The following is a 24,059-nucleotide window of genomic DNA, read 5'->3' as shown; positions in this document are numbered from 1 at the left end:
CTTCAAGCAGCGACAGTGTCCTGCGGTCTGGGATGGTTGACCCGCACGACTGTTGGCTGAGCCCAATCGCGAGGTGGCCTGGCCCAGCGGCGTGGATGTTGCGCACGCGCCTGCTCATAGGTCTGCTGACGGACTCTGCAGATCGCGTCAGCTTCTCCGTAGTGACGTTGATTGGGCGTCACATACTTGATGCCGCTGTGACGATGCTCAGCGTTGTACCAGTCAACAAAACCATCGACCCAGGCACGCACTGAGAGAAGATCCCGGAAACGACGCACTGGATAGCTCTGGTGATATTTCATGGTTCGGAACCATGACTCAACGTAGGCGTTGTCATTGCTCACCCGCGGCCGCGAGAATGACAGGGAGATGCCGAGCTCGGCCAGCTTGGCGGCCAAGGTGTAGGAGCGCATGGGTGCTCCGTTATCGGCGTGCAGGATCGTGGTCGACCCCGAGCTGATCCCTTCATCACGGCAGACACGATCAAAGAAGTGCTTGGCCAGTTCGCCGCATTCACGATCGTGCACCTCAACGCCAAGGATGCGCCGGCTCCACACATCCATCACCATATAAAGGTAGTAGAATTGACCCTTCACAGGCCCCGGCAACAGGGTGATATCCCAGGCCAGCACTTGATGGATGCCCGTTGCCTCCAGCACGGGTGGCTCTCTTGGCTCCCGCGGTGGGCGGCTCCTGCCGCGATGATTTAACAGGCCTTCCTGGCGCATGATGCGGTAAATCGTTGACTCCGATCCCACGTAGACTCCCTCCTCGGCAAGGATCGCCACGATCTGACCAGGCGTGAGATCGGCAAAGCGTGGATCGTTGACAGTGGACAACACCTGTTGGCGCTCCTCCTCGCTGAAACGATGCATGACATGCCTGGACGCTCCCTTGCGTTGATCGCAGCTGAATCCCTGGGTCCGAATCATCAAGCCCCATCGCCTCAGCGTGCGTGTCGCCAGGCCGAAAAGATCAGCAATGGCCTTGGCCGAAAGGCCACGACTGATGCCTTCCTGTAGAAGCGCGACGATCGCACCGCGATCGCCAGACGGAATCAAGGATCCTCGTCCGGTTGAAAGATCTGGTTGAACTTTTTTGAGAGCATCAACAACGTCGCCGCTTCTGTCAGTGCTTTTTCTTTCTTCTGCAATTCACGCTCCAGCTGGCGATTCCGCCGGACCAGTTCCTGATTCTTGCGTTGCAGTTCCCGCTGATCAGCCATGCTCGGCGCGCTGGGGCCATTGGCATCCTCGGCGGCCTGGCGCCAACGGGCAACCTGCTTGGGGTACAGCCCCCGCTCCCTGCAGAACGACCCGAGCTCGCTTCCGTTCAGTCCTGCGGCCTGGATCACGGCTGCCAGCTTGTCGGCAGCGCTCCACTGCTCCGGCGGCCGGTTCGTGGCAGGCACCAGCTGGCCCTGCTTCTGCCACTGGCTCCGCCAGTTGTAGATGGTCTGCGCCGTGATCCCGGTGTCGCGGGCGATCTCAGCCACGCTCTCAAGGTTCGGAGGGCTCATCCGCAGGCGGACGGCTTCCCGCAGAGCGGCGTCATAGGGCGGTTGCATAGTCGTCGGTTGGGCCCCCAGGTGGACGGGTCAAACCGAGCGGACTTCTTCCTAAGAAACACCAACGGCCAACAGGGATCTCGGCTGACTGACCACACCTCAAGCAGAGGCAACAAGTTGAAAACCAAGGGCAATGGCGCGTCGCTGGAGACCACGAATCTGACGATCCCTTGATTCCTCCTGATATGCGGCAGCACCGGGATCCTGATATACCAAACCATCACGGAGCGTCTTGTAGTAAAGAATGGCAAGCTTTCGGGCAGTAGCAATTAATGCTTTACTCTTTCCGGCACGTGCTGCCAGACGACGTTGAAAAGCACCCAGTGCAGTATTCGTTCTTCCCAGCGGTACGGCAGCCATCCAAAAGGCACTACCTGCTCGCGTAGTGCCCTGTCGTGTTCGTGAAGAAAGTACCTTTCCCCCTGAGATCCTGTTCTGAGGACTGAGTCCCAGCCATGACACAAAATGCTGGGCACTGGGCCAGCGCTTCATGTCCAACCCACACTCACTAATGAGCGTGAGAACTGTTGTTGGTCCTAATCCCGGAAGCCTTAGAAGATTGTGGCCTGACAAGGCTTGAATTAGGTGGGTTGGGTTAAATGCAAAGCCATGTCCGCATATCTTCCAATCCCCAGGTTGACTGCCTGGATCTTGATAGTCCGAGCCGGCAAGCTCTGTCATCAATGATTGTGCCGCAAGCTCGCAGGCCCTGATCTTCTCTGAATAGGTGTCAAAGAGCTCAACTGCGATCTTCAAAGAGAACAAGTGATCGTCTTGGTAGTTCCCCTCAAGAGCAGCCGCAATTGTTGCCGCGCTCTCCTTGCAGCGTCTGTCTCGGAGAGAAGCGAGTCTTTCGGGGTCCCTCTCACCTGAAAGTATGGCATCGATGATTCGCCTACCGGTTAGTCCGCTGATATCTCTGACAACATGATGAAGCTGAAGATTCATAAGCATCAGCGCCTTCTGGATGTGTTGCTGATGAGACGAGCGGTATCGAACAAGTTGATCACGCTGCCGCAGATATGAGCGTAGTTCTGTGATTTTTTGGTCTGGACGAAAGCTTGCTCTCACCAGGCCGTAGCTGTGGAGCTGCTGAAGCCATTGTGCATCGTTGATATCCGTCTTGCGGCCCGGAACATTCTTGGCGTGCCTGGCATTAACAAGAAAGACGTCAATGCCTTTGCCAGAGAGAATCTCGTAAAGCGGAACCCAGTAGATTCCAGTGGACTCCATGGCAATGGTGCTAATTCCAACTGCCAGCAGCCATTCGGCGAGTGCGATTAGATCCTTTGTGAAGCTTGAAAACTTGCGGACGGGATTCGGATCAAGCTCGACAGGAACAGCAACAACGTGGAATCTACTGCCGACATCAATTCCAGCGGAACGAGGGTTAATGACTTTCAGACGAGCTCGGCGCTTGCCTGCTGAAATTGGTTCTCCCATGGCTTAAGGACTCACTAGGTGATCGGGAGGGCATCAGGCAGGATTCGCGCACTAAAATCAGCAAATTCCTAATCGGGATCGGCCGACTAACTCATTGGTCAGTCGAGCCGTCGCCAGGGCAGGGAGCGCAATTCGAATCCCAGGCCACGTTTGCTTTCGGGGTCAGGCCTCCAAAGATGTCATCGGCCATGGCCCGATGTCCTCATGACCAGAGTGGCAAGGGCGCTCTGGCTTGGCCGTGGGTGTTTCGGGCGCGAGGGCGTACGCGCGTACTGGTTCGTTTGCTGACACTGGGGGCCATGCCGATCACAAACGCTTCACCTGCCGCTGCTTCCTCTACCAGGCGAGAACGATGCGTTATGTCGTCGTGCATGGTCTCCGGACGCATGCGGAGTAGCGCAGCTCGGAGGGTGGTTCCACGATAATGGGAGCAACACGGTGAGCTTCTGATGTTCAGGATTCATACCCACGATTCCTGGGGGATCGTGAATGTCGGGACCTTTCAGTCCCAGGAAGAAGCACGTCAGGCTTTTGCGTCATTGTGCGAAGACCCCTGGTACAAGAGCGCTGGAACTGTCAAGGGTATTGAGCTGGTCCAGGCCTCCGCTGAAGGCGTTCAAAGGCTGGACTGGTACGCACTTAAAGACGTTCGTGATTTGGGAGTTCTTGGGCAACCACCTGCTGAACATCTGCCGTCAAGTCACAGGCATGAATGTCAAGACTCTGTTCAAGGAAGTTCATGGTTTGTCCAGGTCCGCCCTGGCGCAGCGACGAACACCTCGATGGAACACCTTGATGGAGCAGCCCGTGCAAGAGCTGGTGCAATCCTTCACCTCCTGCACCTTGCCCAGAAGCGAGTGGACCCACCACGCCCATCTGAAGATTGGACTGTGGCATGTGCTTCATGCGTCTCCAGTTGAGGCGCTCGAAAAACTCCGTGATGGAATCAGAATCTACAACGCAGCCACCGGCATAGAAAATACTGAAAGCCAGGGATACCACGAAACGATCACGCGGTTCTACGTGTGGATCATTCATGGCTTCCTGCAGAAAACAGATCGCACGCAACCGATCGAGGACCTGGCTGTGGAGCTGATCGCCCGCCATGGCGAACGGTCTTTGCCCTTGCAGTACTACAGCCGTGCTCTTCTCCATTCCACAGCTGCTCGGCTGCGCTGGCAGGCGCCAGACTTACGTCTATTGGAATGAGGTGGCAATTCAGGCTCTGCGCTGATCCTTCTTCTAGGCGCAGTTACTCCGCGTCGAGCAGCTCCGCCAGCGGCACGAACGTATACCCGAGCCGTTGCAGGTCGGGAATGATCCGGCGCAGGGCTCGGAGGGTTCGCCCACTCAGGGCCGGCGTGTCGTGCAGCACCAGGATTCCGCCGGGATGGGCGTTGATCCGCACGAACCAGCGCATGAAACCCAGCGGTGGCCGCAGGGTATCCCAGGGGAAGATCGAGGCCAGCACCAGGCGGTAGCGGCGGCCGCGCAGCCACTCCACCATCGGCCGGTGAAACCATCCCTGTCCGGGTCGGCACCAGCGCCAGGTGAGCCGTTCCGGCAGAGCGGCCCGCTCGATTGCCCGCTGGGTGTCGCGCAGTTGCTGCAGAAAGCCCGGCTCCTCCAGGGTGGCGGTCCGCTCATCCCGCCAGAGGTGGTTGCCGAGGTCGTGGCCCTCCTGCAGGGCCCGGCGCGGAAAGTGCGGATCGCGCTCCAGATGGGAGCCGACCAGGAAGAACGTGGCCGGCACATCCAGCTCCCGAAGCAGATCCAGCAAGGCCCCGGAACCTGGCCCGCTCGGCCCATCGTCGATGGTGAGGGCCAGCCGCCTGCGATCCGCCGCTCCGCAGAACACCACATCCGGATGGCGCCGGGCCAGAACCGTACGGATCAGCAGTGAAGGCAGCAGCAGCCCGAACGCCACCAGATCACTCAGCAGTATCAGGCCCAGGGCCAACAACAGCAGGGGGATCCCATCCATCGGGCATCTCTTCGATGGCCCCAATCTTGAGTCTGTGCGGCCACACCAGCAGTCCGCCAGATCAACGGCGTTTGGCAGCAGGAGATCCCTGCCTGCTCAAGCCGCTGGCGGGTGGGAGCTGGAGCCACACTCCACTCGCAAAGGCAATGCAACTGCATTACCTTTGTATTGGTTCCGCTGGGTGGCCCGATGGCTCCTCTTTCCTCGTCTGCAGCGGCCGCTTCCGCCGTGGACGCTCCCCAGCAGGAGGTGGAATCGACGCTCACCGATCGTTACCAGACCACCGTTCCGCAGCCGGTGCGGCGGGCCCTGGGGCTGCGCAAACGCGACCGCATCCGCTACACCTTCCGCTCCAACGGCGAGGTTGTCCTGGAGCGGGTCAGCCCAGAGCCCGACGACGATCCGGCCCTCGCTCCCTTCCTGGCGCTGTTGGAGCAGGACATCGCCAGCCATCCCGAGCGCCTCAAGCCCATCGCTACTGATCTGGTCGCCCGCCTGCAGGATCTGGTTGGAGGCATCGAGCTGGATCTCGATGCACCGCTGCCGGACGACGACGAGACCGGCGGCTGCGATACCGACTTCGGAAACATCGGCTGCGGCGACACCATCTGATCGTGGGCAAGGCCGATGCAGCGTCCCTGGTGGCCCATGGGTGGCTGGTGGTTGCACACCCGGTGTTCCTGGATCAGCTGGAGGCGCTGATCGCGGAGGTCGAGATGATGCGACGCAAGGACCCCCTCGGATATCGCAGTAAGAACACCAGCAAGCGCCTGGCTGCCATCGCACGGTTGATGCTCCAGGACATTCCTCAGGACCCCAGCCGCAAGGAGTACCAGCAGGGATCAACCCTGGGCGCTGGGCATCGGCACTGGCGCCGGGCCAAGTTCTTTCAGCAGTTCCGTCTGTTCTTTCGCTTTCACAATCGCTCGAAGGTGATCGTGCTGGGCTGGGTGAACGACACAGATACCAAGCGGGCCTACGGCAGCAAGACGGATGCCTACCGGGTGTTCCAGTCGATGGTGGACCGTGGCCATCCGCCAGACGACTGGGAGGAGCTCCTGGAGGAAGCGAGCCAGACCGGCGGGCGTCTGCAGCGGCTCAGCGAGCAGCTGCATTGATCGGACGGTGGAGTGTCAGTGAGGCTGAGCCTCGAGCCTGCGCCGACGCAACACACGGCTGTCATAACTGGTGAATGCAGCCATTCTGATCGGCAATCCATCGTTGAAGGCTTCATCGGCGGCGGAAGAAGGCCGGTCAATCTGGTTCACCTTCCCCAATTCCATCAACGGATTCAGACTGACAGTCATTCCCCCTACAGAGCCGATCAACATCGTTGCTGATTCCAAGCTAGTGGTGAGCAGCACGGGCGCTGTTCTTCGTTAACATCACCTCCTTGGTGTGGCCCTGTAGCGCCCGCCACTGCTCCACCCGCCGCTACAGGGTGCGCTTGCGCTGGTGCCACTCCTGGCCAGGGTGAATCCGCTCCAGATGGAGCAGCAGGGTCTGGGGCTCAAGTTGGGGCGCCTGCTCCAACATCGGCACCAAGACGCTGTCCCAGACGTCCGCGAGGGGATCGGCACGGGTGCGCCAGGTCCGACCCGGCTGCTGGTGGTGGCCTTGGGTGAGGTGGTCTGGCTTTTCTGGACAGGCCCCATCGTTAACCTCTGAGGCGGGGTACCGCCCCTGAAAGGGGCTCCCACCGATGAGCAAGCGCCGCACCCACAGCCCCGAGTTCAAGGCCAGGGTCGCCATGGAGGCGATCAGTGGCCGCAAGACGATCCAGGAGATCGCCGCCGACCACGCCATCCACCCGATCCAGGTGAGCCAGTGGAAGCGGCAGCTCCTGGACGGTGCCAGCGAGCTCTTCACCCGAGGCAAGAAGACCAAGGACAAGGAGGAGGGGCAGGCCAAGGAGGCGGAGCTGTTCCAGCAGATCGGACGGCTGCAGATGGAGCTGGAGTGGCTCAAAAAAAAGTCTCAACTGCTCTGATGCCCGTGAACTGCGCAAGCTGGTCGATCACGACCACCCCGAGCTCAGCATCAGCAGGCAGTGTGCGCTGCTGGGGCTGCCTCGATCCACGCTGTACTACCGGCCGACACCGGTCCGTGTATCGACGCTGCGGATCATGGCCAGGATCGATGCTCTCTACCTGGAGGATCCCTGCAGCGGCAGCCGCCGGATGGTGGACTATCTGGCCCAAGATGGTATCCCGATCAGCCGAGATCGAGTGCGAAACCTCATGCGGCGCATGGGATTACGGGCGATCTACCAGAAGCCCCGGACGACGGTTCCAGGTGATCCGTCCGTGCGGTTCCCCTGCCTGGTGGACCTCACGCAGGTCACGTCGGTGGATCAGGTCTGGGCGACCGACATCACCTACATCCCTCTGCAGAAAGGGTTCCTCTATCTGGTGGCGATCATGGATCTCCATTCCAGGCATGTGCTCAGCTGGAGGCTCTCCAACAGCCTTGACACGAAGTTCTGTCTGGAGGCCCTGGAGATGGCCTTGGGAGGCGGCCGTAGGCCAGAGATCTTCCACTCCGATCAAGGCTGTCAGTTCACGTCCGCTGACTTTGTGGCCAGACTCAAAGGGGAGCGGATCCAGATCAGCTGGTCCGGCAGAAAGCGGTGCTACGACAACATCCTTGTTGAACGGCTGTGGAGGACTGTCAAGTACGAGGAGGTCTACCTACGGGCATACAGCGATGGCTGGGACGCTGAAATCAGCCTGGCCCGCTTCCTGTGGCGGTATTGCCATGTAAGACCTCACAGTTCCCTTGGAGGCAAAACTCCCCACGCGGTCTACACTGAGGCCGAACCATGTTCCACCCGTCCTGGGTTAACGATGTCAGGGGCCGGAACTGTCCAATAAAAGGCACCCACCTCAGGGGTTGCAACTCACCTCGATCGATGCGCTGAGCGCTGCGAACCGAGATGCCAACGGCATCAGCAGCGATCTGCTGTCTGAGCCCCTGGGCTCGCTTGTCCATGTACCGCGCCTTGATCCGCAACGACAGTTGGGCGGGCACCGAGGGGCTCCGGCTGGCGATCGGAGCCCTGTTGTCGCGCCTTGAGACCCGCCGATGGAGTTGCGCGGACCCCCCGCCTACCTAATCGTCGCCGTGCACCGTGGCCTGGATTTAGGCATCGTGACTGATTGCCGCTTGGGGGTTGCATTCGCCGAAGCGAAGATGTCGTCGCCGTATCAGTCACCCCCCCCCTGAACGAGTACCCGAACCATAGATCCCGAGCAGGTTGAACTGAGTTCATCCGAAGATCAATACCTCAGAACTAAGACTTTCCGGGCTTGGCTGTGCCTACTGAGTCGATTAGAGTGTTGATCCTTCCAAGAAGACTGGGTGACCTGAAGTGCTCGTTGATCAGAACGAGGTAATCTCTAGTGGCCCCAATGAGTTGAAGTGCTTTACGGCCGACGCCCTCTGGCCTGCCACTCATTATGCTCTCTTCAACGTAGTCGGTAAGCTTGTGAAGCAATAGGTAAAAGTTCGTCGTGCCTGATCGTTCTGGAGGCAACAAGGAGTTGATTCGAGTGGTCAGAGATGAGATTTGCGACTTTCCATTGGCGATGATGGCCTTCGCGCTGGAAAAGGGAATGGTTCCGGATTCTGTCGCTATCAGAAGCTTGCAGCTCCAGTCTCTACAATCCTGTGGCCTCTGGCTATAAATTGAGCACTTGCATTCTGAGAGTGCACTGCATGGGTGCATAATGCTGAACTTGCTATGGCGATATGGCTTTGCTGGTACCGATAGAGATGTGAGGCAAGAGACCTCTTCCTCAGTTACTACAGTGCGATAGAAGAAAGCACCGCTGCAGCAAAAGCCACAAGTCGAGCAGAGTGATTCAGCCACATCAGTCTGCGATGTTTCAGAATTGGTGTCGATACCGGCCGTCGACCTGGTGTTCATTCTGTTCTGTCAGATCATGCACCCATGCATGCATCCTATGTAATTCTGGTTGGCACTCACTGAGGACCAGTAGATTCATCGGGAGGCCTAGTGCCACGGAGCACCTCTAGCGACACCCCGGATTCTAGTTGTTATTTGCGGGACGGCACACTAGGGCCCCAGGCGGTAACTTTCAGGGAAGGTGTCACTCCTTGGCTGCCATTTAGACGGCCTCGGTTAAGGGTAGCGCGAGGATCGGATCGGGTTCCTCTGGTGGCTTGTTGATCCACACTTCTTCGGGTTGACGCCAGCAGCGGGTGCTTCGGCTCCAGCGTCTTGGATGGGCCTGACGGGCCTTCTCGTAGACATTGGCTCGCTGCTGGCAAATTGCCTTCGCGGCACCGCTGTGACGCTGGTGAGGCGTCACGAATTTGATGCCGCTGTGGCGGTGTTGATGGTTGTACCAGTCGACAAACGCCGACACCCACTCACACGCCTCTTCTTTGCTGGTAAACGGCCGACTGGGGTAGTCGGGCCGGTACTTGAACGTGCGGAACAAGGCTTCCGAGAAGGGATTGTCATTCGAAACCCTGGGCCGAGAGAACGACCGCAGGACACCCAACTCCTCCAGCCGCGCCTCGAGTGTGGCGGCGCGCATGGCATTGCCGTTGTCGGCATGGAGGATCAGCGGCAGGGGGGTGGACTGGTTGGCGCCACATCCCCTTGGGCGGCGGTAACGCTCCTTGAGACAGGCTCGCTGCACCAGATCCGCCGCGATCTCAGCCGATTCCACCTCAGCCATATCCCAGGCCACCACCTTGCGGCTCCAGACGTCGACCACTAGGTAGAGGTAAAGCCACACACCCCGGACTGTGGTCGGCAGATAGGTGATGTCCCAGCTCCAAACCCGGTTTGGGCCATCCGCCCTGAGGCGCGGCACGGAGCGCGGTTCCTGCGGCAACCGGGCCCGCCCACGTCGGTGACACTGCCCTGCCTGGTGCAACACCCGGTAGAAACTGCTCTCGGAGGCGATATAGAGGCCCTGATCCGCCAGCGCTGGCACGATCTGCCCGGGCGGAAGCGAGGCGTACTCCGGTTGGTTGCACGTCAGCAGGATCCGCTGGCGCTCCTCCTCCGTCAGCCGGTGAACGACCAGGCGAGGACTTCCTTTACGGCGGTCCTCGCCGTCCCCATCACCCAGAAAGGCCTTCCGCCATCGTTTGAGGGTACGCAGGCAGATGCCGATCTCACCGCATGCGCTCACCAGGCCGGCTCCAGCCGCATGCGCCTCGCCGATCAGCTCGATCACCTTCCGCCGGTGCGCGGCGCTGGTCAACCTTCCGCGTCCTCCGAGCAGAAGGCATCCCACTTTTTTCGCAGCACCAGCAAGGCCGCCGCCTCCGCCAGGGCCTTCTCCTTGCGCTGCAGCTCCTTCTTGAGTGCTTTGATCTCTCGCTGGTCCTGGGCACGGAGCCTTTCGAGCTCCTTTTGCTCGGCCATCGTCAGCACCGGCTTGGCGTTGGCATCCTGAGCGGTCTGACGCCAGCGGCTCACCTGCTCAGGAAAGAGCCCCCGCTCGCGGCAATAGGCACTGAGCTCAGTGGCGTTCAACCCGGCCGTCTCCAGCACCACCGTGAACTTGTCGGCAGCACTCCAGCCATCTGGTTCCTTCTGAGATGCCGGCACCACCTCTCCCTGCAACCGCCACGTCTTCCTCCATTTGTAGAGGGTGATCACGTGGATGCCCAGCTCTTCTGAAATCCGGGCCACGCTCTGCCTGTGCGGCGGGCTCATCCGCCTTCTCACATCAGCCTTGACGGCCTCGCTGTAACGACGCATTGGTCATGTCCTCAAGCCCCCGGATGTACGGATGAGAGGGGTGACATCTTTCCTGAAACCGGGGGCAGGCCCTGGCCCTCGCCACCCTCACCAGGATGGAGCTGCGGAAGCTGGCCCAGTCCCGCGGGATCAGCAACGTGGCCGGAGCCCCCGCCTGGCTGCGGCCTGACTGAAACAGTCCCGTGCTGTCCATCACCCAGCCTATGGTCATGGTGCCTGCCAATGGTGGTCACCATGGCGGTTCGGAGCGTCGACGCGCCGGGGCTGCTGCACTGCCTCCCCGGAACCCTCTGGGGTAGCCGTTGCCAAGCGCCATGGAATCCCGCCGGTCGGCGCCCATCAGCAAAGATGTCCGCTCAGGGTACTGATCTGAGTACCTCAGAAAGCCTACTCCGGATGGAGGATCATGGGCTTCGAGATCGGATGTTGATCGTCATCGCGCGTTGATCAGGAGCGCAGGCTTGAGCGGCCGGCCCCCGGTCGGAGGCTGAGGCCGGCCCGCCTCTTGCGGGCGGTCCAACCACAACCCCCTGGGGCCTGGGTTTCTGATCTTCAAGCAGCGACAGTGTCCTGCGGTCTGGGATGGTTGACCCGCACGACTGTTGGCTGAGCCCAATCGCGAGGTGGCCTGGCCCAGCGGCGTGGATGTTGCGCACGCGCCTGCTCATAGGTCTGCTGACGGACTCTGCAGATCGCGTCAGCTTCTCCGTAGTGACGTTGATTGGGCGTCACATACTTGATGCCGCTGTGACGATGCTCAGCGTTGTACCAGTCAACAAAACCATCGACCCAGGCACGCACTGAGAGAAGATCCCGGAAACGACGCACTGGATAGCTCTGGTGATATTTCATGGTTCGGAACCATGACTCAACGTAGGCGTTGTCATTGCTCACCCGCGGCCGCGAGAATGACAGGGAGATGCCGAGCTCGGCCAGCTTGGCGGCCAAGGTGTAGGAGCGCATGGGTGCTCCGTTATCGGCGTGCAGGATCGTGGTCGACCCCGAGCTGATCCCTTCATCACGGCAGACACGATCAAAGAAGTGCTTGGCCAGTTCGCCGCATTCACGATCGTGCACCTCAACGCCAAGGATGCGCCGGCTCCACACATCCATCACCATATAAAGGTAGTAGAATTGACCCTTCACAGGCCCCGGCAACAGGGTGATATCCCAGGCCAGCACTTGATGGATGCCCGTTGCCTCCAGCACGGGTGGCTCTCTTGGCTCCCGCGGTGGGCGGCTCCTGCCGCGATGATTTAACAGGCCTTCCTGGCGCATGATGCGGTAAATCGTTGACTCCGATCCCACGTAGACTCCCTCCTCGGCAAGGATCGCCACGATCTGACCAGGCGTGAGATCGGCAAAGCGTGGATCGTTGACAGTGGACAACACCTGTTGGCGCTCCTCCTCGCTGAAACGATGCATGACATGCCTGGACGCTCCCTTGCGTTGATCGCAGCTGAATCCCTGGGTCCGAATCATCAAGCCCCATCGCCTCAGCGTGCGTGTCGCCAGGCCGAAAAGATCAGCAATGGCCTTGGCCGAAAGGCCACGACTGATGCCTTCCTGTAGAAGCGCGACGATCGCACCGCGATCGCCAGACGGAATCAAGGATCCTCGTCCGGTTGAAAGATCTGGTTGAACTTTTTTGAGAGCATCAACAACGTCGCCGCTTCTGTCAGTGCTTTTTCTTTCTTCTGCAATTCACGCTCCAGCTGGCGATTCCGCCGGACCAGTTCCTGATTCTTGCGTTGCAGTTCCCGCTGATCAGCCATGCTCGGCGCGCTGGGGCCATTGGCATCCTCGGCGGCCTGGCGCCAACGGGCAACCTGCTTGGGGTACAGCCCCCGCTCCCTGCAGAACGACCCGAGCTCGCTTCCGTTCAGTCCTGCGGCCTGGATCACGGCTGCCAGCTTGTCGGCAGCGCTCCACTGCTCCGGCGGCCGGTTCGTGGCAGGCACCAGCTGGCCCTGCTTCTGCCACTGGCTCCGCCAGTTGTAGATGGTCTGCGCCGTGATCCCGGTGTCGCGGGCGATCTCAGCCACGCTCTCAAGGTTCGGAGGGCTCATCCGCAGGCGGACGGCTTCCCGCAGAGCGGCGTCATAGGGCGGTTGCATAGTCGTCGGTTGGGCCCCCAGGTGGACGGGTCAAACCGAGCGGACTTCTTTGCTGACACTGGGGGGATCTTCCACTCCGATCAAGGCTGTCAGTTCACGTCCGCTGACTTTGTGGCCAGACTCAAAGGGGAGCGGATCCAGATCAGCTGGTCCGGCAGAAAGCGGTGCTACGACAACATCCTTGTTGAACGGCTGTGGAGGACTGTCAAGTACGAGGAGGTCTACCTACGGGCATACAGCGATGGCTGGGACGCTGAAATCAGCCTGGCCCGCTTCCTGTGGCGGTATTGCCATGTAAGACCTCACAGTTCCCTTGGAGGCAAAACTCCCCACGCGGTCTACACTGAGGCCGAACCATGTTCCACCCGTCCTGGGTTAACGATGTCAGGGGCCGGAACTGTCCAATAAAAGGCACCCACCTCAATCTGCAGCGTTCAGCAGTTGTAGCAATCGTCAATTGCCTTGATCGAGCCCAGTTCATCGGGTCTCGGTCACTGAAACAAGTTGCGCCGCAGTCGTTCTGACTTTTTCAGGAGTCCCTAACTGGTGCGAGACCGCTGGAGCATCGAGGGCTGGCACTGGATTCCGGGCAATGGCGCCGGCGCGATGGCCACGCTGCGAACCGCAGCGATGAACCTGCTGAGGCTGGTCGGATGTCGGGCGATGCGTGCCGGGATGCAGGCGGTGATGTACGACAACATCACGGCATTGCTGGCGATGGCCACGCGCCAGCCATCCCCGGACCTATGGTGAGACTTTGAATTAGCCCTGGCTACTCATCGGCACTGAATCCATCCGAAGAGGTGAGGATGGACTCCTGAGCAATCAACCGGCTGCAGCCTGAGCAACACTCAGAGTTCAGCCGGGCCTCCCCACTTTGTTGCCCTGGGTGTGGTTCTTACTTGATCAGGAGGCCCTACTTAAAATTCTTAGTCGGGAATCGCCTTGCCTGACAAGGGCAAGGGCCATAGCCTGAAGATTGACTCCATCACACGAATCAGCAAAATACTCATGAAACATACTCCTAAAAACCAGTAATGTATCACTATAGAATATATCTTTTAGTTGGTCAACGGCTTTGACGGCAATCTCCGTATCAGCCTCAGTTATTCCAAGCCTAGAGAGCAATAGAGTGGAGAGTGCTGTATTGACCTTTGGCAGGGGAAAGTCATCAATAACTGTCGTACCTTGCATTAAGGCCAAGACCAAGGCAGTCGCCGCTATCCGAGTCAGAGTCCCTGAAGGTTGATGTGAGCCAAATTCTTCCCAGATTCTTCCAGTGCGAATTGATTCAATGACTTGCTCAGACTTTTGACTAAGTCCATAAAGCCTTGAGTATGTCCCCCCAGAAAGTGAGAACTTCACTAGTAAGTCTTCAACACCCCTGCAATAGTAATGCCTTAGTGGAAGACTCTTGCCCTGCTTTAGGGTGATGCGTGAACCCAGCCTGGACATCGTAGATGTGTGCGGCTTGACTTCCTGGACATCCGCAACTCGGACAATCTCTTTTCCGCGCGGAAACAATATAAACTGCTTCTTGTGACTTTCAACTCTGGAAAAGTCAAGCGTTGCTGTCAAGGCCCAAGGCATTGAAAGGGTCTGAATATCATGCGAAAGCAACAGCTTGACAGTGCCGGGATGGAGGTACTCGTCAGCATCAATAATTGCCGAATACTTAGTGACTATGCGTGGAAGCGCCGCGGTCATATTCTGTGAATCAATGTCCAATGGCGAAATTAGGTTGTCGACCAAGATCTGTCTGCAAAGTAGCGATTGGCCTGGTTCGAGAATAAAGTAGAAGCTTTCGATTCCAATGGACCGATGATAATCTATAAATCCTTGCAGATAAGGAGCTTCTCCATCATATAATCGCGTTAGGACTGAGAGATTGCAGGTCACGGGCGGTGAAGGCGATTGGAGGAGCAGTCGCCACAAAGGTGCTGCACTTTGTGATTTTAGAGTGAATTCTTAATTGTCGTCAAGACTTCTCTTGATTAGGAGTTTGCTGAAAACCCCGTCAAGGGCCATTCAGCTGAGGTGGTAGTACAGCGTGGATCGAGGCAGCCCCAGCAGCGCACATTGGCGGATGACACTGAGCTCAGGGTGGTCGCGATCGACCAGCTTGCGCAGTTCATGGGCATCAGAGCAGCTGAGACTTTCCTAAGAGTTTGCGGAAAAACCGCCTGAGAAGCAGCGTTTTTCCCTCCTGAGAGCTGGTGCAGCTCATTTCGGTCTGGTTTTCAGAGTTTCAGCGGCTCAGAGCTCCCCTTTTGGTGTGTTTTGCCCCTTTGGGGCTCCCTGATCACTGCCGTCTGGGCACACTTCTGGGCAACCACCTGTTCACGCCGCCGCCATCGCCGGTTTGAGCAGGTTGCCCAGGCGGATCAGGTTGTAGGCGATCACATTCAGGCCGAACACCGCACTCACCTTCTCGGTGCCGCGCAGCTTGAACTGGCGCAGACCTCCCCACTGTTTGATCCAGCCAAACACCTTCTCGATGCCGCGGCGGGCATGGATCGACTTGGCGTAGCCCACGTGGCGGGTGGTGCGGCCATCGATGGCGGAACCACCAGATCGGGCGGTGTTCTGCACCACGTGCGGCGTCACGCCGATGCGGCGCATCTCGGCGACAAAGCCCCTGGTGTCGTAGTGCTTGTCGGCACCGATGGTTTTCTGGTGGGCACCGGGACGATCCGCGGCCATGGCTTTGGCGGCATCCCGCTCCCCGGTGCCCGTGGCTTGCGTGACCTTGCAATCGACGATCAGGGCATGGCGGTTGTCCATGAGCACATGACCCCGGTAGCTCGGTTGAGCCGGGTGGGCGTTGGATTTCCGGGCCAGCAAGGCGTCGGGATCACTGCCGGAGCGGTGGGTCTTGTTGCTGAGCTTGATGCCTCGGAAATCCCCTTTCGCTCGCTTCTTGCCGGGCTTTGGAGCGCCAAAACCCTCGCCAGGGCCTGACGGCGGTGGCGGCGGATCGTCCTGCCCATCGATCCGCACCAGTGAGGCATGGGAGGCCCAGGCCTGCAGCAAGGTGCCATCGACGGAGAAGTGCTCGTCACTGAGCAGCGGCTTGACCTCCGGAGCACCCATCAGCTTCTCCAGGAACTTCCCCATCACCTGCTCGTTCAGCAGCCGCTCCCGGTTTTTTGTGAATGTGGTGGGATGCCAGATCGGATCATCTGGGCTCAGCCCCACAAACCAGCGGAACAGCAGGTTGTAGTGGAGCTGCTCGAGCAGCAACCGCTCCGAGCGGATGCCGTAGAACGCCTGCAGCAACGAGGCCAGCAGCAGTTGCTCCGGCGGCACTGATGGCCGGCCTTCTGCGGCGTACAGATCACAGAAGGTGGGATTGAGGCGATCGAGGGCCTGATCGGCCAGCTTGCGGATCCGCCGCAGCGGATGGCCGGCCGGGATCCGATCCTCAATCGACACGTAGGAGAACAGGGAGCCGCTGCGCTCCCGTTGACCTCGCATCTGGGCTGGACAGCTGGCCCATTCTCGCAGAGATGGCCGGGTTTTTCAGCAAACTCCTAAGAAGCACAGCGTTGCGGCGGGAATCTATGTTTGCTCTATTCACGCTTGAGTGAGCGTTAGGCCAAGGCGCTGAGCTCGTCTCTTTATGGCATTGATCTGTATCTGCCGCTGCTCAGCTTCGTAATGGCTCAGACCAGGATCAACAAGGGATATGCCATCGCGTAATGCTCGGTAATAGAGTTCGGCCAACTTGCGTGCTGTTGCAATGATTGCCTTTGGGCGACCAATCCTCGCTGCTAAACGTCTTTGAAATCCACCGAGAGATGTCTGCGCACGCGCCAAAACTTGCGCGGCCATCCAAATAGTAGTCCGGGCAGGATTGGCTCCCCACCGCTGTACCTGATGACAGAAGCCTTCCACCAGATACCTTGTTCCGCGGGGCCAGGCCAAGCCATGACGTGAAATGCTTGGCCGTTGGCCATCGCCTCATATCAGTCCCACACTCACTAATCACAGTCAAAAGAGTTCCATGGCCCATTCCAGGTAGGGACTCCTGAAAAATCCAGATCCATTGCGCCGCAGCTGGTCTCAAGCATGAGAAACCGCTAAAGTAGCCGTGAATCAGGCAATCCGTGATTGCCTTTACTCCTGATCGCTCCATATGTACCGGAGGCACAATAACGGTCAGATCTCAATCAAGGAGTTCCACCTGCCATTTGGCGGCACACTTGATCCTGAGAATCGCTGGGTTCAACTGGAGGGGCTGATCCCATGGGATGAGCTGGAAGAAACCTATGCCCCTCAATTCAGCGCCACAATTGGCGCTCCAGCCAAATCAGTGAGAATGGCCTTTGGTGCTCTCTACATCAAACAGAAGTTAGGGCTCACCGACGAAGAGACAGTCCATCAGATCAGAGAGAACGCCTATATTCAGTTGGACGAAGCCGCTACGCGGCAGATCAAGACCAAGTATAGCCTACTCATCACTTTTTAAGCGACAGTGACCTGGTTGAAGCCTCTGAGAAGGAGCAGAAGCATTTGTTTCCGCTTGTACTGAGTCCTGGCGGCTCACAGTGAGGGATGCACGCCTTGCGGTGTGAGGTGGGTGCCTTTTATTGGACAGTTCCGGCCCCTGACATCGTTAACCCAGGACGGGTGGAACATGGTTCGGCCTCAGTGTAGACCGCGTGGGGAGTTTTGCCTCCAAGGGAACTGTGAGGTCTTACATGGCAATACCGCCACAGGAAGCGGGCCAGGCTGATTTCAGCGTCCCAGCCATCGCTGTATGCCCGTAGGTAGACCTCCTCGTACTTGACAGTCCTCCACAGCCGTTCAACAAGGATGTTGTCGTAGCACCGCTTTCTGCCGGACCAGCTGATCTGGATCCGCTCCCCTTTGAGTCTGGCCACAAAGTCAGCGGACGTGAACTGACAGCCTTGATCGGAGTGGAAGATCTCTGGCCTACGGCCGCCTCCCAAGGCCATCTCCAGGGCCTCCAGACAGAACTTCGTGTCAAGGCTGTTGGAGAGCCTCCAGCTGAGCACATGCCTGGAATGGAGATCCATGATCGCCACCAGATAGAGGAACCCTTTCTGCAGAGGGATGTAGGTGATGTCGGTCGCCCAGACCTGATCCACCGACGTGACCTGCGTGAGGTCCACCAGGCAGGGGAACCGCACGGACGGATCACCTGGAACCGTCGTCCGGGGCTTCTGGTAGATCGCCCGTAATCCCATGCGCCGCATGAGGTTTCGCACTCGATCTCGGCTGATCGGGATACCATCTTGGGCCAGATAGTCCACCATCCGGCGGCTGCCGCTGCAGGGATCCTCCAGGTAGAGAGCATCGATCCTGGCCATGATCCGCAGCGTCGATACACGGACCGGTGTCGGCCGGTAGTACAGCGTGGATCGAGGCAGCCCCAGCAGCGCACACTGCCTGCTGATGCTGAGCTCGGGGTGGTCGTGATCGACCAGCTTGCGCAGTTCACGGGCATCAGAGCAGTTGAGACTTTTTTTTGAGCCACTCCAGCTCCATCTGCAGCCGTCCGATCTGCTGGAACAGCTCCGCCTCCTTGGCCTGCCCCTCCTCCTTGTCCTTGGTCTTCTTGCCTCGGGTGAAGAGCTCGCTGGCACCGTCCAGGAGCTGCCGCTTCCACTGGCTCACCTGGATCGGGTGGATGGCGTGGTCGGCGGCGATCTCCTGGATCGTCTTGCGGCCACTGATCGCCTCCATGGCGACCCTGGCCTTGAACTCGGGGCTGTGGGCGCGGCGCTTGCTCATCGGTGGGAGCCCCTTTCAGGGGCGGTACCCCGCCTCAGAGGTTAACGATGGGGCCTGTCCAGAAAAGCCAGACCACCTCAGTTCTGGAATCATCAGCACAAAACCTATGATCTGCTGCTCAAAACCGCATGGCAGACTATTGACTCGTTCTCGAGAAGAGATCGAAGGCTGAAGGGCCGAACTGGAGCCCATGCAGTTCTGCACACTCATAACCGCCGGCTCGACTATCATCCCCATGTCCATCTGATTGTGCCCGCAGGCGCAATTAACCAGCAGAGTAGAGAGTGGCGCGAGAAGAAGAGCAACGTCCTGTTCTGGGCCAACAATCTGGCGAGGGTCTTCCGCGCCAAATGGTTTGAGGCCCTACGAGTGGCGGGTCTACGCTGCGAAGAACAGCTCCCGAATGAATGGGTGGTGGACTGCACGGATGTCGGACACGGAGAGCAAGCCCTCGTTTATCTGGGTCGCTATCTCTATCGGGGCGTTCTGCCAGAGAAGAACATTATCGCAAACACCGCTGGTGAGGTCAGCTTCCGCTATAAGGACAACCGGGGCCAAGAGCAGATCCGCACGATGCCAGGGGCCGAGTTTCTCTGGCTGCTGCTGAGGCACGTACTGCCACGGCGGTTTCGACGCGTGCGGGATTTTGGCATTCTGCATGCGAACTGCAAGCGGCTGGTTCAGCTGTTGCAGCTTGTGCTCAAGGTTCCTATACCGTCGCCACGGCTCCCCCTGCAACGATCACCGGTTCTCTGTCAGTCTTGCGGGAAGGCGATGACACTGATCGCTAGGATGGTCCGAATCCCTGAGCATCAGTTGTGTTGAGCTGAAGTCATAGTGCAAATTATATTCATGGTTTCATAGCCAGAAGGCATCCGCATGCGGCTCTGTAGAGAGCGATCGGCATCACGATATGCAGCCGCAGCTTTGCCGTGGTCGTACAATGCGAAACAAGCAACAGAAACACTCATGAAGCCAGGCTGCTGGCCATTCTCCTGGTTGTAAATCTGAACCAGACCTGAATTCAGGCGGGACGTATCTACCGTAGACGACTGGTCTAAAGCCTCAAAGGGCTTGTCCAACACCGGATAAGATCGTGGCTGCGCACGATCTATCCTTGTTCGTTCTTTCTCGGCTTTGCGGGCTACACAGCCAAGGCACCGTTTGATGCCTCGATGATGGTGCACTTTCGCAAGCGTTTTTCTGACGAGGATCTGCGCCGTATCAACGAGCTGGTGGTGCAGCGCGGCAAAGAGATCCTTCTAGAAGCACTTGCTCAGGCAGCAGACGATGACGACCATGATGATCGTGATTCCAGTGGAGGAGGCGCTCAGCTAGAACTTGATGCGTTGATCAAGCCTGCTGACTGGCCAGAAGGAAAGAATTGGGGCACTCTCACGATTGATGCCAGTTGCACTCCAGCCGACATCACCTATCCCAGAGACCTCAAGCTCCTCAACGAGGCTCGCACAACGACCGAGCGAGTCATTGATGATCTGTGCAGTCAGTCATCGGGATTCAGGAGACATCGACCTCGCTACGACCGTGGCCTTGCTCGTGCTCATTTCCTGAGAGTGGCGAAGCAAAAACGACCACGTCGCCGCAAAGTGAAGGCTGCCATTAAACATCAGCTTGGCTATGTACGGCAGAATCTCAAGGCCATTGATGCTCTGATCGGCTGCGGGGCAAGGCTTTCCGAGCTTAAGAGGCATTGGTGGCAGAAGTTGTTGGCCTGCAGCGAGTTGGAGCGGCAACAGGGCCTTCTGCTCGTCTCTCAGACCAACAGCATTCCAGACCGCCTGGTGAAGCTTGTGCAGACCCATATCCGCCCAATGGTGCGAGGCAAAGCACGTGCTGCGGTGGAGTTTGGAGCCAAAATCAGTGTTTCGGTTCAAAACGGCTTTCCGTTCTTGCACCGCATAAGCTGGAACCCCTACAACGAAGGAGAAGACCTGATCGCTCAGGCGGATAAATACAAGTTGGATACAGGATCTTACCCAGAGCGCATCTGCGCCGACCGGATTTATATCACGGCCAAGAATAGGCATTTCTGCACGAGGAACGGTATTCGCCTCTCCGGCAAGCGATTGGGTCGCCCGCCCAAGGATCCTGATGTCACCACTGCACACAAGCACCAGCTCCGATCTGATCAAGCTCGACGCAATGAAGTGGAAGGCGTCTTTGGCTCTGGAAAGCGCAAGTATTCCCTGGATCTGATCATGGCTCGTCTACCAGCTGGTGCCGAATCCTCCATCTCGATGGCCTTTGTCGTGATGTGCGCGGAAAAGGTCTTGAGGCTGCTGCGCCTCTTTTTTGTCCTTCTTTTTGGGTGGATCTACAGCTTTTTTATGGCCTGGTCAGCGATCAGAGCGCCTGAGGGCATCTGCAAGCCAGGCTTTTGAGATCTGGCCGACTTGATGTCACCGCGCTTGCCAGCCTGATTAACGCGAAGCAAACGGACGAATCCGGCGCCGATGGGCCGAGAATCTTTTTCAGGAGTCCCCAGGTAGCTGCATCTGAGGTGGTCTGGCTTTTCTGGACAGGCCCCATCGTTAACCTCTGAGGCGGGGTACCGCCCCTGAAAGGGGCTCCCACCGATGAGCAAGCGCCGCACCCACAGCCCCGAGTTCAAGGCCAGGGTCGCCATGGAGGCGATCAGTGGCCGCAAGACGATCCAGGAGATCGCCGCCGACCACGCCATCCACCCGATCCAGGTGAGCCAGTGGAAGCGGCAGCTCCTGGACGGTGCCAGCGAGCTCTTCACCCGAGGCAAGAAGACCAAGGACAAGGAGGAGGGGCAGGCCAAGGAGGCGGAGCTGTTCCAGCAGATCGGACGGCTGCAGATGGAGCTGGAGTGGCTCAAAAAAAAGTCTCAACTGCTCTGATGCCCGTGAACTGCGCAAGCTGGTCGATCACGACCACCCCGAGCTCAGCATCAGCAGGCAGTGTGCGCTGCTGGGGCTGCCTCGATCCACGCTGTACTACCGGCCGACACCGGTCCGTGTATCGACGCTGCGGATCATGGCCAGGATCGATGCTCTCTACCTGGAGGATCCCTGCAGCGGCAGCCGCCGGATGGTGGACTATCTGGCCCAAGATGGTATCCCGATCAGCCGAGATCGAGTGCGAAACCTCATGCGGCGCATGGGATTACGGGCGATCTACCAGAAGCCCCGGACGACGGTTCCAGGTGATCCGTCCGTGCGGTTCCCCTGCCTGGTGGACCTCACGCAGGTCACGTCGGTGGATCAGGTCTGGGCGACCGACATCACCTACATCCCTCTGCAGAAAGGGTTCCTCTATCTGGTGGCGATCATGGATCTCCATTCCAGGCATGTGCTCAGCTGGAGGCTCTCCAACAGCCTTGACACGAAGTTCTGTCTGGAGGCCCTGGAGATGGCCTTGGGAGGCGGCCGTAGGCCAGAGATCTTCCACTCCGATCAAGGCTGTCAGTTCACGTCCGCTGACTTTGTGGCCAGACTCAAAGGGGAGCGGATCCAGATCAGCTGGTCCGGCAGAAAGCGGTGCTACGACAACATCCTTGTTGAACGGCTGTGGAGGACTGTCAAGTACGAGGAGGTCTACCTACGGGCATACAGCGATGGCTGGGACGCTGAAATCAGCCTGGCCCGCTTCCTGTGGCGGTATTGCCATGTAAGACCTCACAGTTCCCTTGGAGGCAAAACTCCCCACGCGGTCTACACTGAGGCCGAACCATGTTCCACCCGTCCTGGGTTAACGATGTCAGGGGCCGGAACTGTCCAATAAAAGGCACCCACCTCAATCATGTCTCTGCCACAAAGAGCAGCGCACAGTGGCCTGGGATTGAAGTTCAGAGATCGAACCCGATTTCGACCGTCAAGCTTCGCACTTGAGAGCTTCTTGTCACCTAAGAAATGCTTGTTCTCCTGGCCCGTTGACTCAACCAAGGTCTGCAACAGTTCATTGATTCTATCTTCGCATCTTGAGATTCTCTCCGAATAGTAGTTGAACTAAGCCGCTTCGCGGCAGATTACAAGAATAATCATAGTCAACTTTTGTCGATTCAAGGCTCTGCGCCTTGCGGGGATGTGAGGTGGGTGCCTTTTATTGGACAGGTTTGGTCCCTGACATCGTTAACCCTGGGCGGGAGGGACAGGATTCGTTCTCAGTGTAGACCTCATGGGGAGTTCGACCTCCCAGAGAGCTGTGGGGCCTTACATGGCAGTACCTCCACAGAAAGCGGGCCAGGCTGATTTCTGCCTCCCAGCCATCGCTGTAGGCACGTAGGTACACCTCCTCGTACTTGACTGTGCGCCACAGCCTTTCCACCAGGATGTTGTCATAGCAGCGTTTCCTTCCGGACCAGCTGATCCTGATTTTCTCGGCTTGCAGCCTTGCCACGAAGTCCGTGGAGGTGAACTGGCATCCTGGGTCGGAGTGGAAGATCTGTGGCTTGCGGCCAGCCCCCAGCGCCACGTCCAGGGCTTCCAGGCAGAATTCCGTGTCAAGGCTGTTGGAGAGTTTCCAGCTGAGAACATTCCTGGAGAAGAGATCCACGATCGCCACCAGGTAGAGAAAGCCTTTCTGAAGCGGGATGTAGGTGATATCAGTGGCCCAGACCTGATCCACTGCCGTGACCAGGCTGAGATCCACCAGGCAGGGGAAGCGCTCGGATGGATGACCCGGAATCGTCGTGCGCGGTTTCTGGTAGATCGCCCGTAAACCCATGCGGCGCATGAGGTTTCGCACCCGGTCACGGCTGATCGGGATCCCATCTCTGGCCAGATAGCCCACCATCCGGCGGCTGCCGCAGCAGGGATCCTCCAGGTAGAGAGTATCGATCCTGGCCATGATCCGCAGCGTCGATTCCCGCGCCGGTGTGGGCTGGTAGTACAGCGTGGATCGAGGCAGCCCCAGCAGCGCACATTGGCGGCTGACACTGAGCTCAGGGTGGTCGTGATCGACCAGCTTGCGCAGTTCATGGGCATCAGAGCAGCTGAGACTTTTTTTTGAGCCATTCCAGCTCCATCTGGAGCCGGCCGATCTGCTGGAACAGCTCCGCTTCCTTGGCCTGCCCCTCGTCCTTGTCCTTGGTCTTCTTGCCCCTGGTGAACAGCTCGCTGGCGCCGTCCAGCAGCTGCCGCTTCCACTGGCTCACCTGGATTGGGTGAATAGCGTGATCAGCGGCGATCTCCTGGATCGTCTTGCGGCCACTGATCGCCTCCATGGCGACCCTGGCCTTGAACTCGGGGCTGTGAGTGCGGCGTTTGCTCATCGGTGGGAGCCCCTTTCAGGGGCGGTGCCCCGCCTCAGAGGTTAACGATGGGCCCTGTCCAGAAAAACCAGACCACCTCAATGACACAGGGTGATGCTCAGGGCGAGAGCTGAGCAGTCCCCGCTGGGTTGCGGCTGGCGACTGATTCCGGGAAGACACTGAGGGATGCGCATCTACTGATGCGC

The 24,059-nt window shown here is 58.7% G+C and carries 27 protein-coding genes and 2 pseudogenes; 12 read left to right on the top strand and 17 right to left on the bottom strand.

Annotated elements, in window-relative coordinates; all coding sequences use genetic code 11:
• Positions 1–2 precede the first annotated feature (2 nt).
• From H8F24_RS06970 to H8F24_RS06965, 3 genes are all read right to left on the bottom strand, one after another.
• The gene (locus H8F24_RS06970) at positions 3–1,061 is read right to left on the bottom strand and encodes an IS3 family transposase (RefSeq protein WP_231597781.1); all 1,059 of its coding nucleotides are present in this window, start codon (positions 1,059–1,061) and stop codon (positions 3–5) included.
• Positions 1,058–1,567, bottom strand: coding sequence for a transposase (locus H8F24_RS19320; RefSeq protein ID WP_197157219.1), 510 nt, complete (start codon positions 1,565–1,567; stop codon positions 1,058–1,060). The genes H8F24_RS06970 and H8F24_RS19320 overlap by 4 nt, the downstream gene beginning before the upstream one ends.
• 99 nt (positions 1,568–1,666) lie before the next feature.
• The gene (locus H8F24_RS06965; protein ID WP_231597702.1) at positions 1,667–3,010 is read right to left on the bottom strand and encodes an IS110 family transposase; all 1,344 of its coding nucleotides are present in this window, start codon (positions 3,008–3,010) and stop codon (positions 1,667–1,669) included.
• 666 nt (positions 3,011–3,676) lie between these two features.
• Between H8F24_RS06965 and H8F24_RS06960 the strand changes: the two genes are divergently transcribed.
• Complete coding sequence (locus tag H8F24_RS06960; protein WP_197171554.1) at positions 3,677–4,219, top strand: hypothetical protein; 543 nt, start codon at positions 3,677–3,679, stop codon at positions 4,217–4,219.
• A gap of 43 nt (positions 4,220–4,262) precedes the next feature.
• On the opposite strand, the gene H8F24_RS06955 is transcribed toward H8F24_RS06960, so the two are convergent.
• Positions 4,263–4,994: a chitin deacetylase family protein gene (locus H8F24_RS06955; RefSeq protein WP_231598161.1), complete on the bottom strand. Its 732-nt coding sequence runs from the start codon at positions 4,992–4,994 to the stop codon at positions 4,263–4,265.
• A 189-nt stretch (positions 4,995–5,183) separates the two neighbouring features.
• Between H8F24_RS06955 and H8F24_RS06950 the strand changes: the two genes are divergently transcribed.
• On the top strand, positions 5,184–5,606 hold the full coding sequence (locus H8F24_RS06950) for a type II toxin-antitoxin system PrlF family antitoxin (protein WP_197171552.1): 423 nt from the start codon (positions 5,184–5,186) through the stop codon (positions 5,604–5,606).
• Positions 5,607–5,608: 2 nt separating this feature from the next.
• Positions 5,609–6,112 (top strand): type II toxin-antitoxin system YhaV family toxin, encoded by a 504-nt coding sequence (locus tag H8F24_RS06945; protein ID WP_231598160.1) that lies wholly within the window; start codon positions 5,609–5,611, stop codon positions 6,110–6,112.
• Between the two features lie 15 nt (positions 6,113–6,127).
• Here the strand turns inward: H8F24_RS06945 and H8F24_RS06940 are convergent, their stop codons facing one another.
• Complete coding sequence (locus tag H8F24_RS06940) at positions 6,128–6,358, bottom strand: hypothetical protein (RefSeq protein ID WP_197171550.1); 231 nt, start codon at positions 6,356–6,358, stop codon at positions 6,128–6,130.
• 338 nt (positions 6,359–6,696) lie between these two features.
• Between H8F24_RS06940 and H8F24_RS19315 the strand changes: the two genes are divergently transcribed.
• Entirely contained in the window at positions 6,697–6,984 is a 288-nt protein-coding gene (locus H8F24_RS19315; RefSeq protein WP_231597691.1) for a transposase, read from the top strand.
• 10 nt (positions 6,985–6,994) lie between these two features.
• Complete coding sequence (locus H8F24_RS06935) at positions 6,995–7,867, top strand: IS3 family transposase (protein WP_231598222.1); 873 nt, start codon at positions 6,995–6,997, stop codon at positions 7,865–7,867.
• A gap of 419 nt (positions 7,868–8,286) precedes the next feature.
• Here the strand turns inward: H8F24_RS06935 and H8F24_RS20135 are convergent, their stop codons facing one another.
• The 4 genes and pseudogenes from H8F24_RS20135 to H8F24_RS19310 all read right to left on the bottom strand — a co-directional run bounded on the left by H8F24_RS20135 (position 8,287) and on the right by H8F24_RS19310 (position 12,857).
• Positions 8,287–8,922 carry a YkgJ family cysteine cluster protein gene (locus tag H8F24_RS20135; RefSeq protein ID WP_197171548.1) on the bottom strand — a complete coding sequence of 212 codons (636 nt, stop codon included), beginning with the start codon at positions 8,920–8,922 and terminating at the stop codon, positions 8,287–8,289.
• Between the two features lie 202 nt (positions 8,923–9,124).
• Positions 9,125–10,740, bottom strand: a pseudogene (locus H8F24_RS06925) (IS3 family transposase).
• A gap of 552 nt (positions 10,741–11,292) precedes the next feature.
• A complete protein-coding gene (locus H8F24_RS06920) occupies positions 11,293–12,351 on the bottom strand; it encodes an IS3 family transposase (RefSeq protein WP_231597781.1) in 1,059 nt (352 codons plus the stop codon).
• Entirely contained in the window at positions 12,348–12,857 is a 510-nt protein-coding gene (locus tag H8F24_RS19310) for a transposase (protein WP_197157219.1), read from the bottom strand. The genes H8F24_RS06920 and H8F24_RS19310 overlap by 4 nt, the downstream gene beginning before the upstream one ends.
• A 21-nt stretch (positions 12,858–12,878) precedes the next feature.
• On the opposite strand from H8F24_RS19310, the gene H8F24_RS06915 reads away from it, so the two are divergent.
• Entirely contained in the window at positions 12,879–13,265 is a 387-nt protein-coding gene (locus H8F24_RS06915) for a transposase (RefSeq protein ID WP_370594794.1), read from the top strand.
• Positions 13,266–13,403: 138 nt separating this feature from the next.
• Positions 13,404–13,610, top strand: a complete 207-nt coding sequence (locus tag H8F24_RS06910; protein WP_197157392.1) for a hypothetical protein — start codon at positions 13,404–13,406, stop codon at positions 13,608–13,610.
• A gap of 153 nt (positions 13,611–13,763) precedes the next feature.
• Here H8F24_RS06910 and H8F24_RS06905 read toward each other — a convergent pair whose 3' ends face one another.
• From H8F24_RS06905 to H8F24_RS20130, 3 genes are all read right to left on the bottom strand, one after another.
• Complete coding sequence (locus H8F24_RS06905) at positions 13,764–14,756, bottom strand: glycosyltransferase family 2 protein (protein WP_231598159.1); 993 nt, start codon at positions 14,754–14,756, stop codon at positions 13,764–13,766.
• A gap of 441 nt (positions 14,757–15,197) precedes the next feature.
• Positions 15,198–16,334, bottom strand: coding sequence for an IS5 family transposase (locus tag H8F24_RS06900; protein WP_197171547.1), 1,137 nt, complete (start codon positions 16,332–16,334; stop codon positions 15,198–15,200).
• 199 nt (positions 16,335–16,533) lie between these two features.
• Positions 16,534–16,872, bottom strand: a complete 339-nt coding sequence (locus H8F24_RS20130) for a transposase (RefSeq protein ID WP_370594815.1) — start codon at positions 16,870–16,872, stop codon at positions 16,534–16,536.
• 123 nt (positions 16,873–16,995) lie between these two features.
• Between H8F24_RS20130 and H8F24_RS06890 the strand changes: the two are divergent.
• Positions 16,996–17,268 (top strand): annotated as a pseudogene (locus H8F24_RS06890) (transposase); the annotation flags it as partial.
• 178 nt (positions 17,269–17,446) lie between these two features.
• Here H8F24_RS06890 and H8F24_RS06885 read toward each other — a convergent pair.
• Entirely contained in the window at positions 17,447–18,280 is an 834-nt protein-coding gene (locus H8F24_RS06885; protein ID WP_231598221.1) for an IS3 family transposase, read from the bottom strand.
• A 49-nt stretch (positions 18,281–18,329) separates the two neighbouring features.
• Positions 18,330–18,617 carry a transposase gene (locus H8F24_RS19305; protein WP_231598083.1) on the bottom strand — a complete coding sequence of 96 codons (288 nt, stop codon included), beginning with the start codon at positions 18,615–18,617 and terminating at the stop codon, positions 18,330–18,332.
• Between the two features lie 54 nt (positions 18,618–18,671).
• On the opposite strand from H8F24_RS19305, the gene H8F24_RS06880 reads away from it, so the two are divergent.
• Positions 18,672–19,442, top strand: a complete 771-nt coding sequence (locus tag H8F24_RS06880; protein ID WP_370594814.1) for a transposase — start codon at positions 18,672–18,674, stop codon at positions 19,440–19,442.
• Here the strand turns inward: H8F24_RS06880 and H8F24_RS06875 are convergent.
• A complete protein-coding gene (locus H8F24_RS06875; protein WP_197171369.1) occupies positions 19,430–19,699 on the bottom strand; it encodes a hypothetical protein in 270 nt (89 codons plus the stop codon). The genes H8F24_RS06880 and H8F24_RS06875 overlap by 13 nt on opposite strands.
• Positions 19,700–19,795: 96 nt before the next feature.
• On the opposite strand from H8F24_RS06875, the gene H8F24_RS06870 reads away from it, so the two are divergent.
• The 3 genes from H8F24_RS06870 to H8F24_RS06865 all read left to right on the top strand — a co-directional run bounded on the left by H8F24_RS06870 (position 19,796) and on the right by H8F24_RS06865 (position 22,385).
• Positions 19,796–21,019, top strand: coding sequence for a transposase (locus H8F24_RS06870; RefSeq protein ID WP_231598158.1), 1,224 nt, complete (start codon positions 19,796–19,798; stop codon positions 21,017–21,019).
• Positions 21,020–21,214: 195 nt separating this feature from the next.
• Positions 21,215–21,502, top strand: a complete 288-nt coding sequence (locus H8F24_RS19300) for a transposase (RefSeq protein ID WP_231597691.1) — start codon at positions 21,215–21,217, stop codon at positions 21,500–21,502.
• A 10-nt stretch (positions 21,503–21,512) separates the two neighbouring features.
• A complete protein-coding gene (locus tag H8F24_RS06865; RefSeq protein ID WP_231598222.1) occupies positions 21,513–22,385 on the top strand; it encodes an IS3 family transposase in 873 nt (290 codons plus the stop codon).
• 318 nt (positions 22,386–22,703) lie between these two features.
• Here H8F24_RS06865 and H8F24_RS06860 read toward each other — a convergent pair whose 3' ends face one another.
• Together H8F24_RS06860 and H8F24_RS19295 are read right to left on the bottom strand one after the other, a co-directional pair.
• Positions 22,704–23,567, bottom strand: a complete 864-nt coding sequence (locus H8F24_RS06860) for an IS3 family transposase (RefSeq protein WP_231598247.1) — start codon at positions 23,565–23,567, stop codon at positions 22,704–22,706.
• Between the two features lie 19 nt (positions 23,568–23,586).
• On the bottom strand, positions 23,587–23,874 hold the full coding sequence (locus tag H8F24_RS19295; protein WP_231598098.1) for a transposase: 288 nt from the start codon (positions 23,872–23,874) through the stop codon (positions 23,587–23,589).
• Positions 23,875–24,059: the final 185 nt, after the last annotated feature.

The organism is Synechococcus sp. CBW1002, from assembly GCF_015840915.1.
GTDB lineage: Bacteria > Cyanobacteriota > Cyanobacteriia > PCC-6307 > Cyanobiaceae > CBW1002.
The sequence above is the reverse complement of the archived record's forward strand: the minus strand, read 5'-3'. Positions and strand labels throughout refer to the sequence as shown.

Bases quoted from the DNA above. Each gene is read 5' to 3' on its own strand.
- H8F24_RS19320 (WP_197157219.1), bottom strand. From the start codon at position 1,567: ATGCAACCGCCCTATGACGCCGCTCTGCGGGAAGCCGTCCGCCTGCGG.
- H8F24_RS06965 (WP_231597702.1), bottom strand. From the start codon at position 3,010: ATGGGAGAACCAATTTCAGCAGGCAAGCGCCGAGCTCGTCTGAAAGTC.
- H8F24_RS06955 (WP_231598161.1), bottom strand. From the start codon at position 4,994: ATGGATGGGATCCCCCTGCTGTTGTTGGCCCTGGGCCTGATACTGCTG.
- H8F24_RS06950 (WP_197171552.1), top strand. From the start codon at position 5,184: ATGGCTCCTCTTTCCTCGTCTGCAGCGGCCGCTTCCGCCGTGGACGCT.
- H8F24_RS19315 (WP_231597691.1), top strand. From the start codon at position 6,697: ATGAGCAAGCGCCGCACCCACAGCCCCGAGTTCAAGGCCAGGGTCGCC.
- H8F24_RS20135 (WP_197171548.1), bottom strand. From the start codon at position 8,922: ATGAACACCAGGTCGACGGCCGGTATCGACACCAATTCTGAAACATCG.
- H8F24_RS19310 (WP_197157219.1), bottom strand. From the start codon at position 12,857: ATGCAACCGCCCTATGACGCCGCTCTGCGGGAAGCCGTCCGCCTGCGG.
- H8F24_RS06900 (WP_197171547.1), bottom strand. From the start codon at position 16,334: ATGCGAGGTCAACGGGAGCGCAGCGGCTCCCTGTTCTCCTACGTGTCG.
- H8F24_RS20130 (WP_370594815.1), bottom strand. From the start codon at position 16,872: ATGGGCCATGGAACTCTTTTGACTGTGATTAGTGAGTGTGGGACTGAT.
- H8F24_RS19305 (WP_231598083.1), bottom strand. From the start codon at position 18,617: ATGAGCAAGCGCCGCGCCCACAGCCCCGAGTTCAAGGCCAGGGTCGCC.
- H8F24_RS06870 (WP_231598158.1), top strand. From the start codon at position 19,796: ATGGTGCACTTTCGCAAGCGTTTTTCTGACGAGGATCTGCGCCGTATC.
- H8F24_RS19300 (WP_231597691.1), top strand. From the start codon at position 21,215: ATGAGCAAGCGCCGCACCCACAGCCCCGAGTTCAAGGCCAGGGTCGCC.
- H8F24_RS19295 (WP_231598098.1), bottom strand. From the start codon at position 23,874: ATGAGCAAACGCCGCACTCACAGCCCCGAGTTCAAGGCCAGGGTCGCC.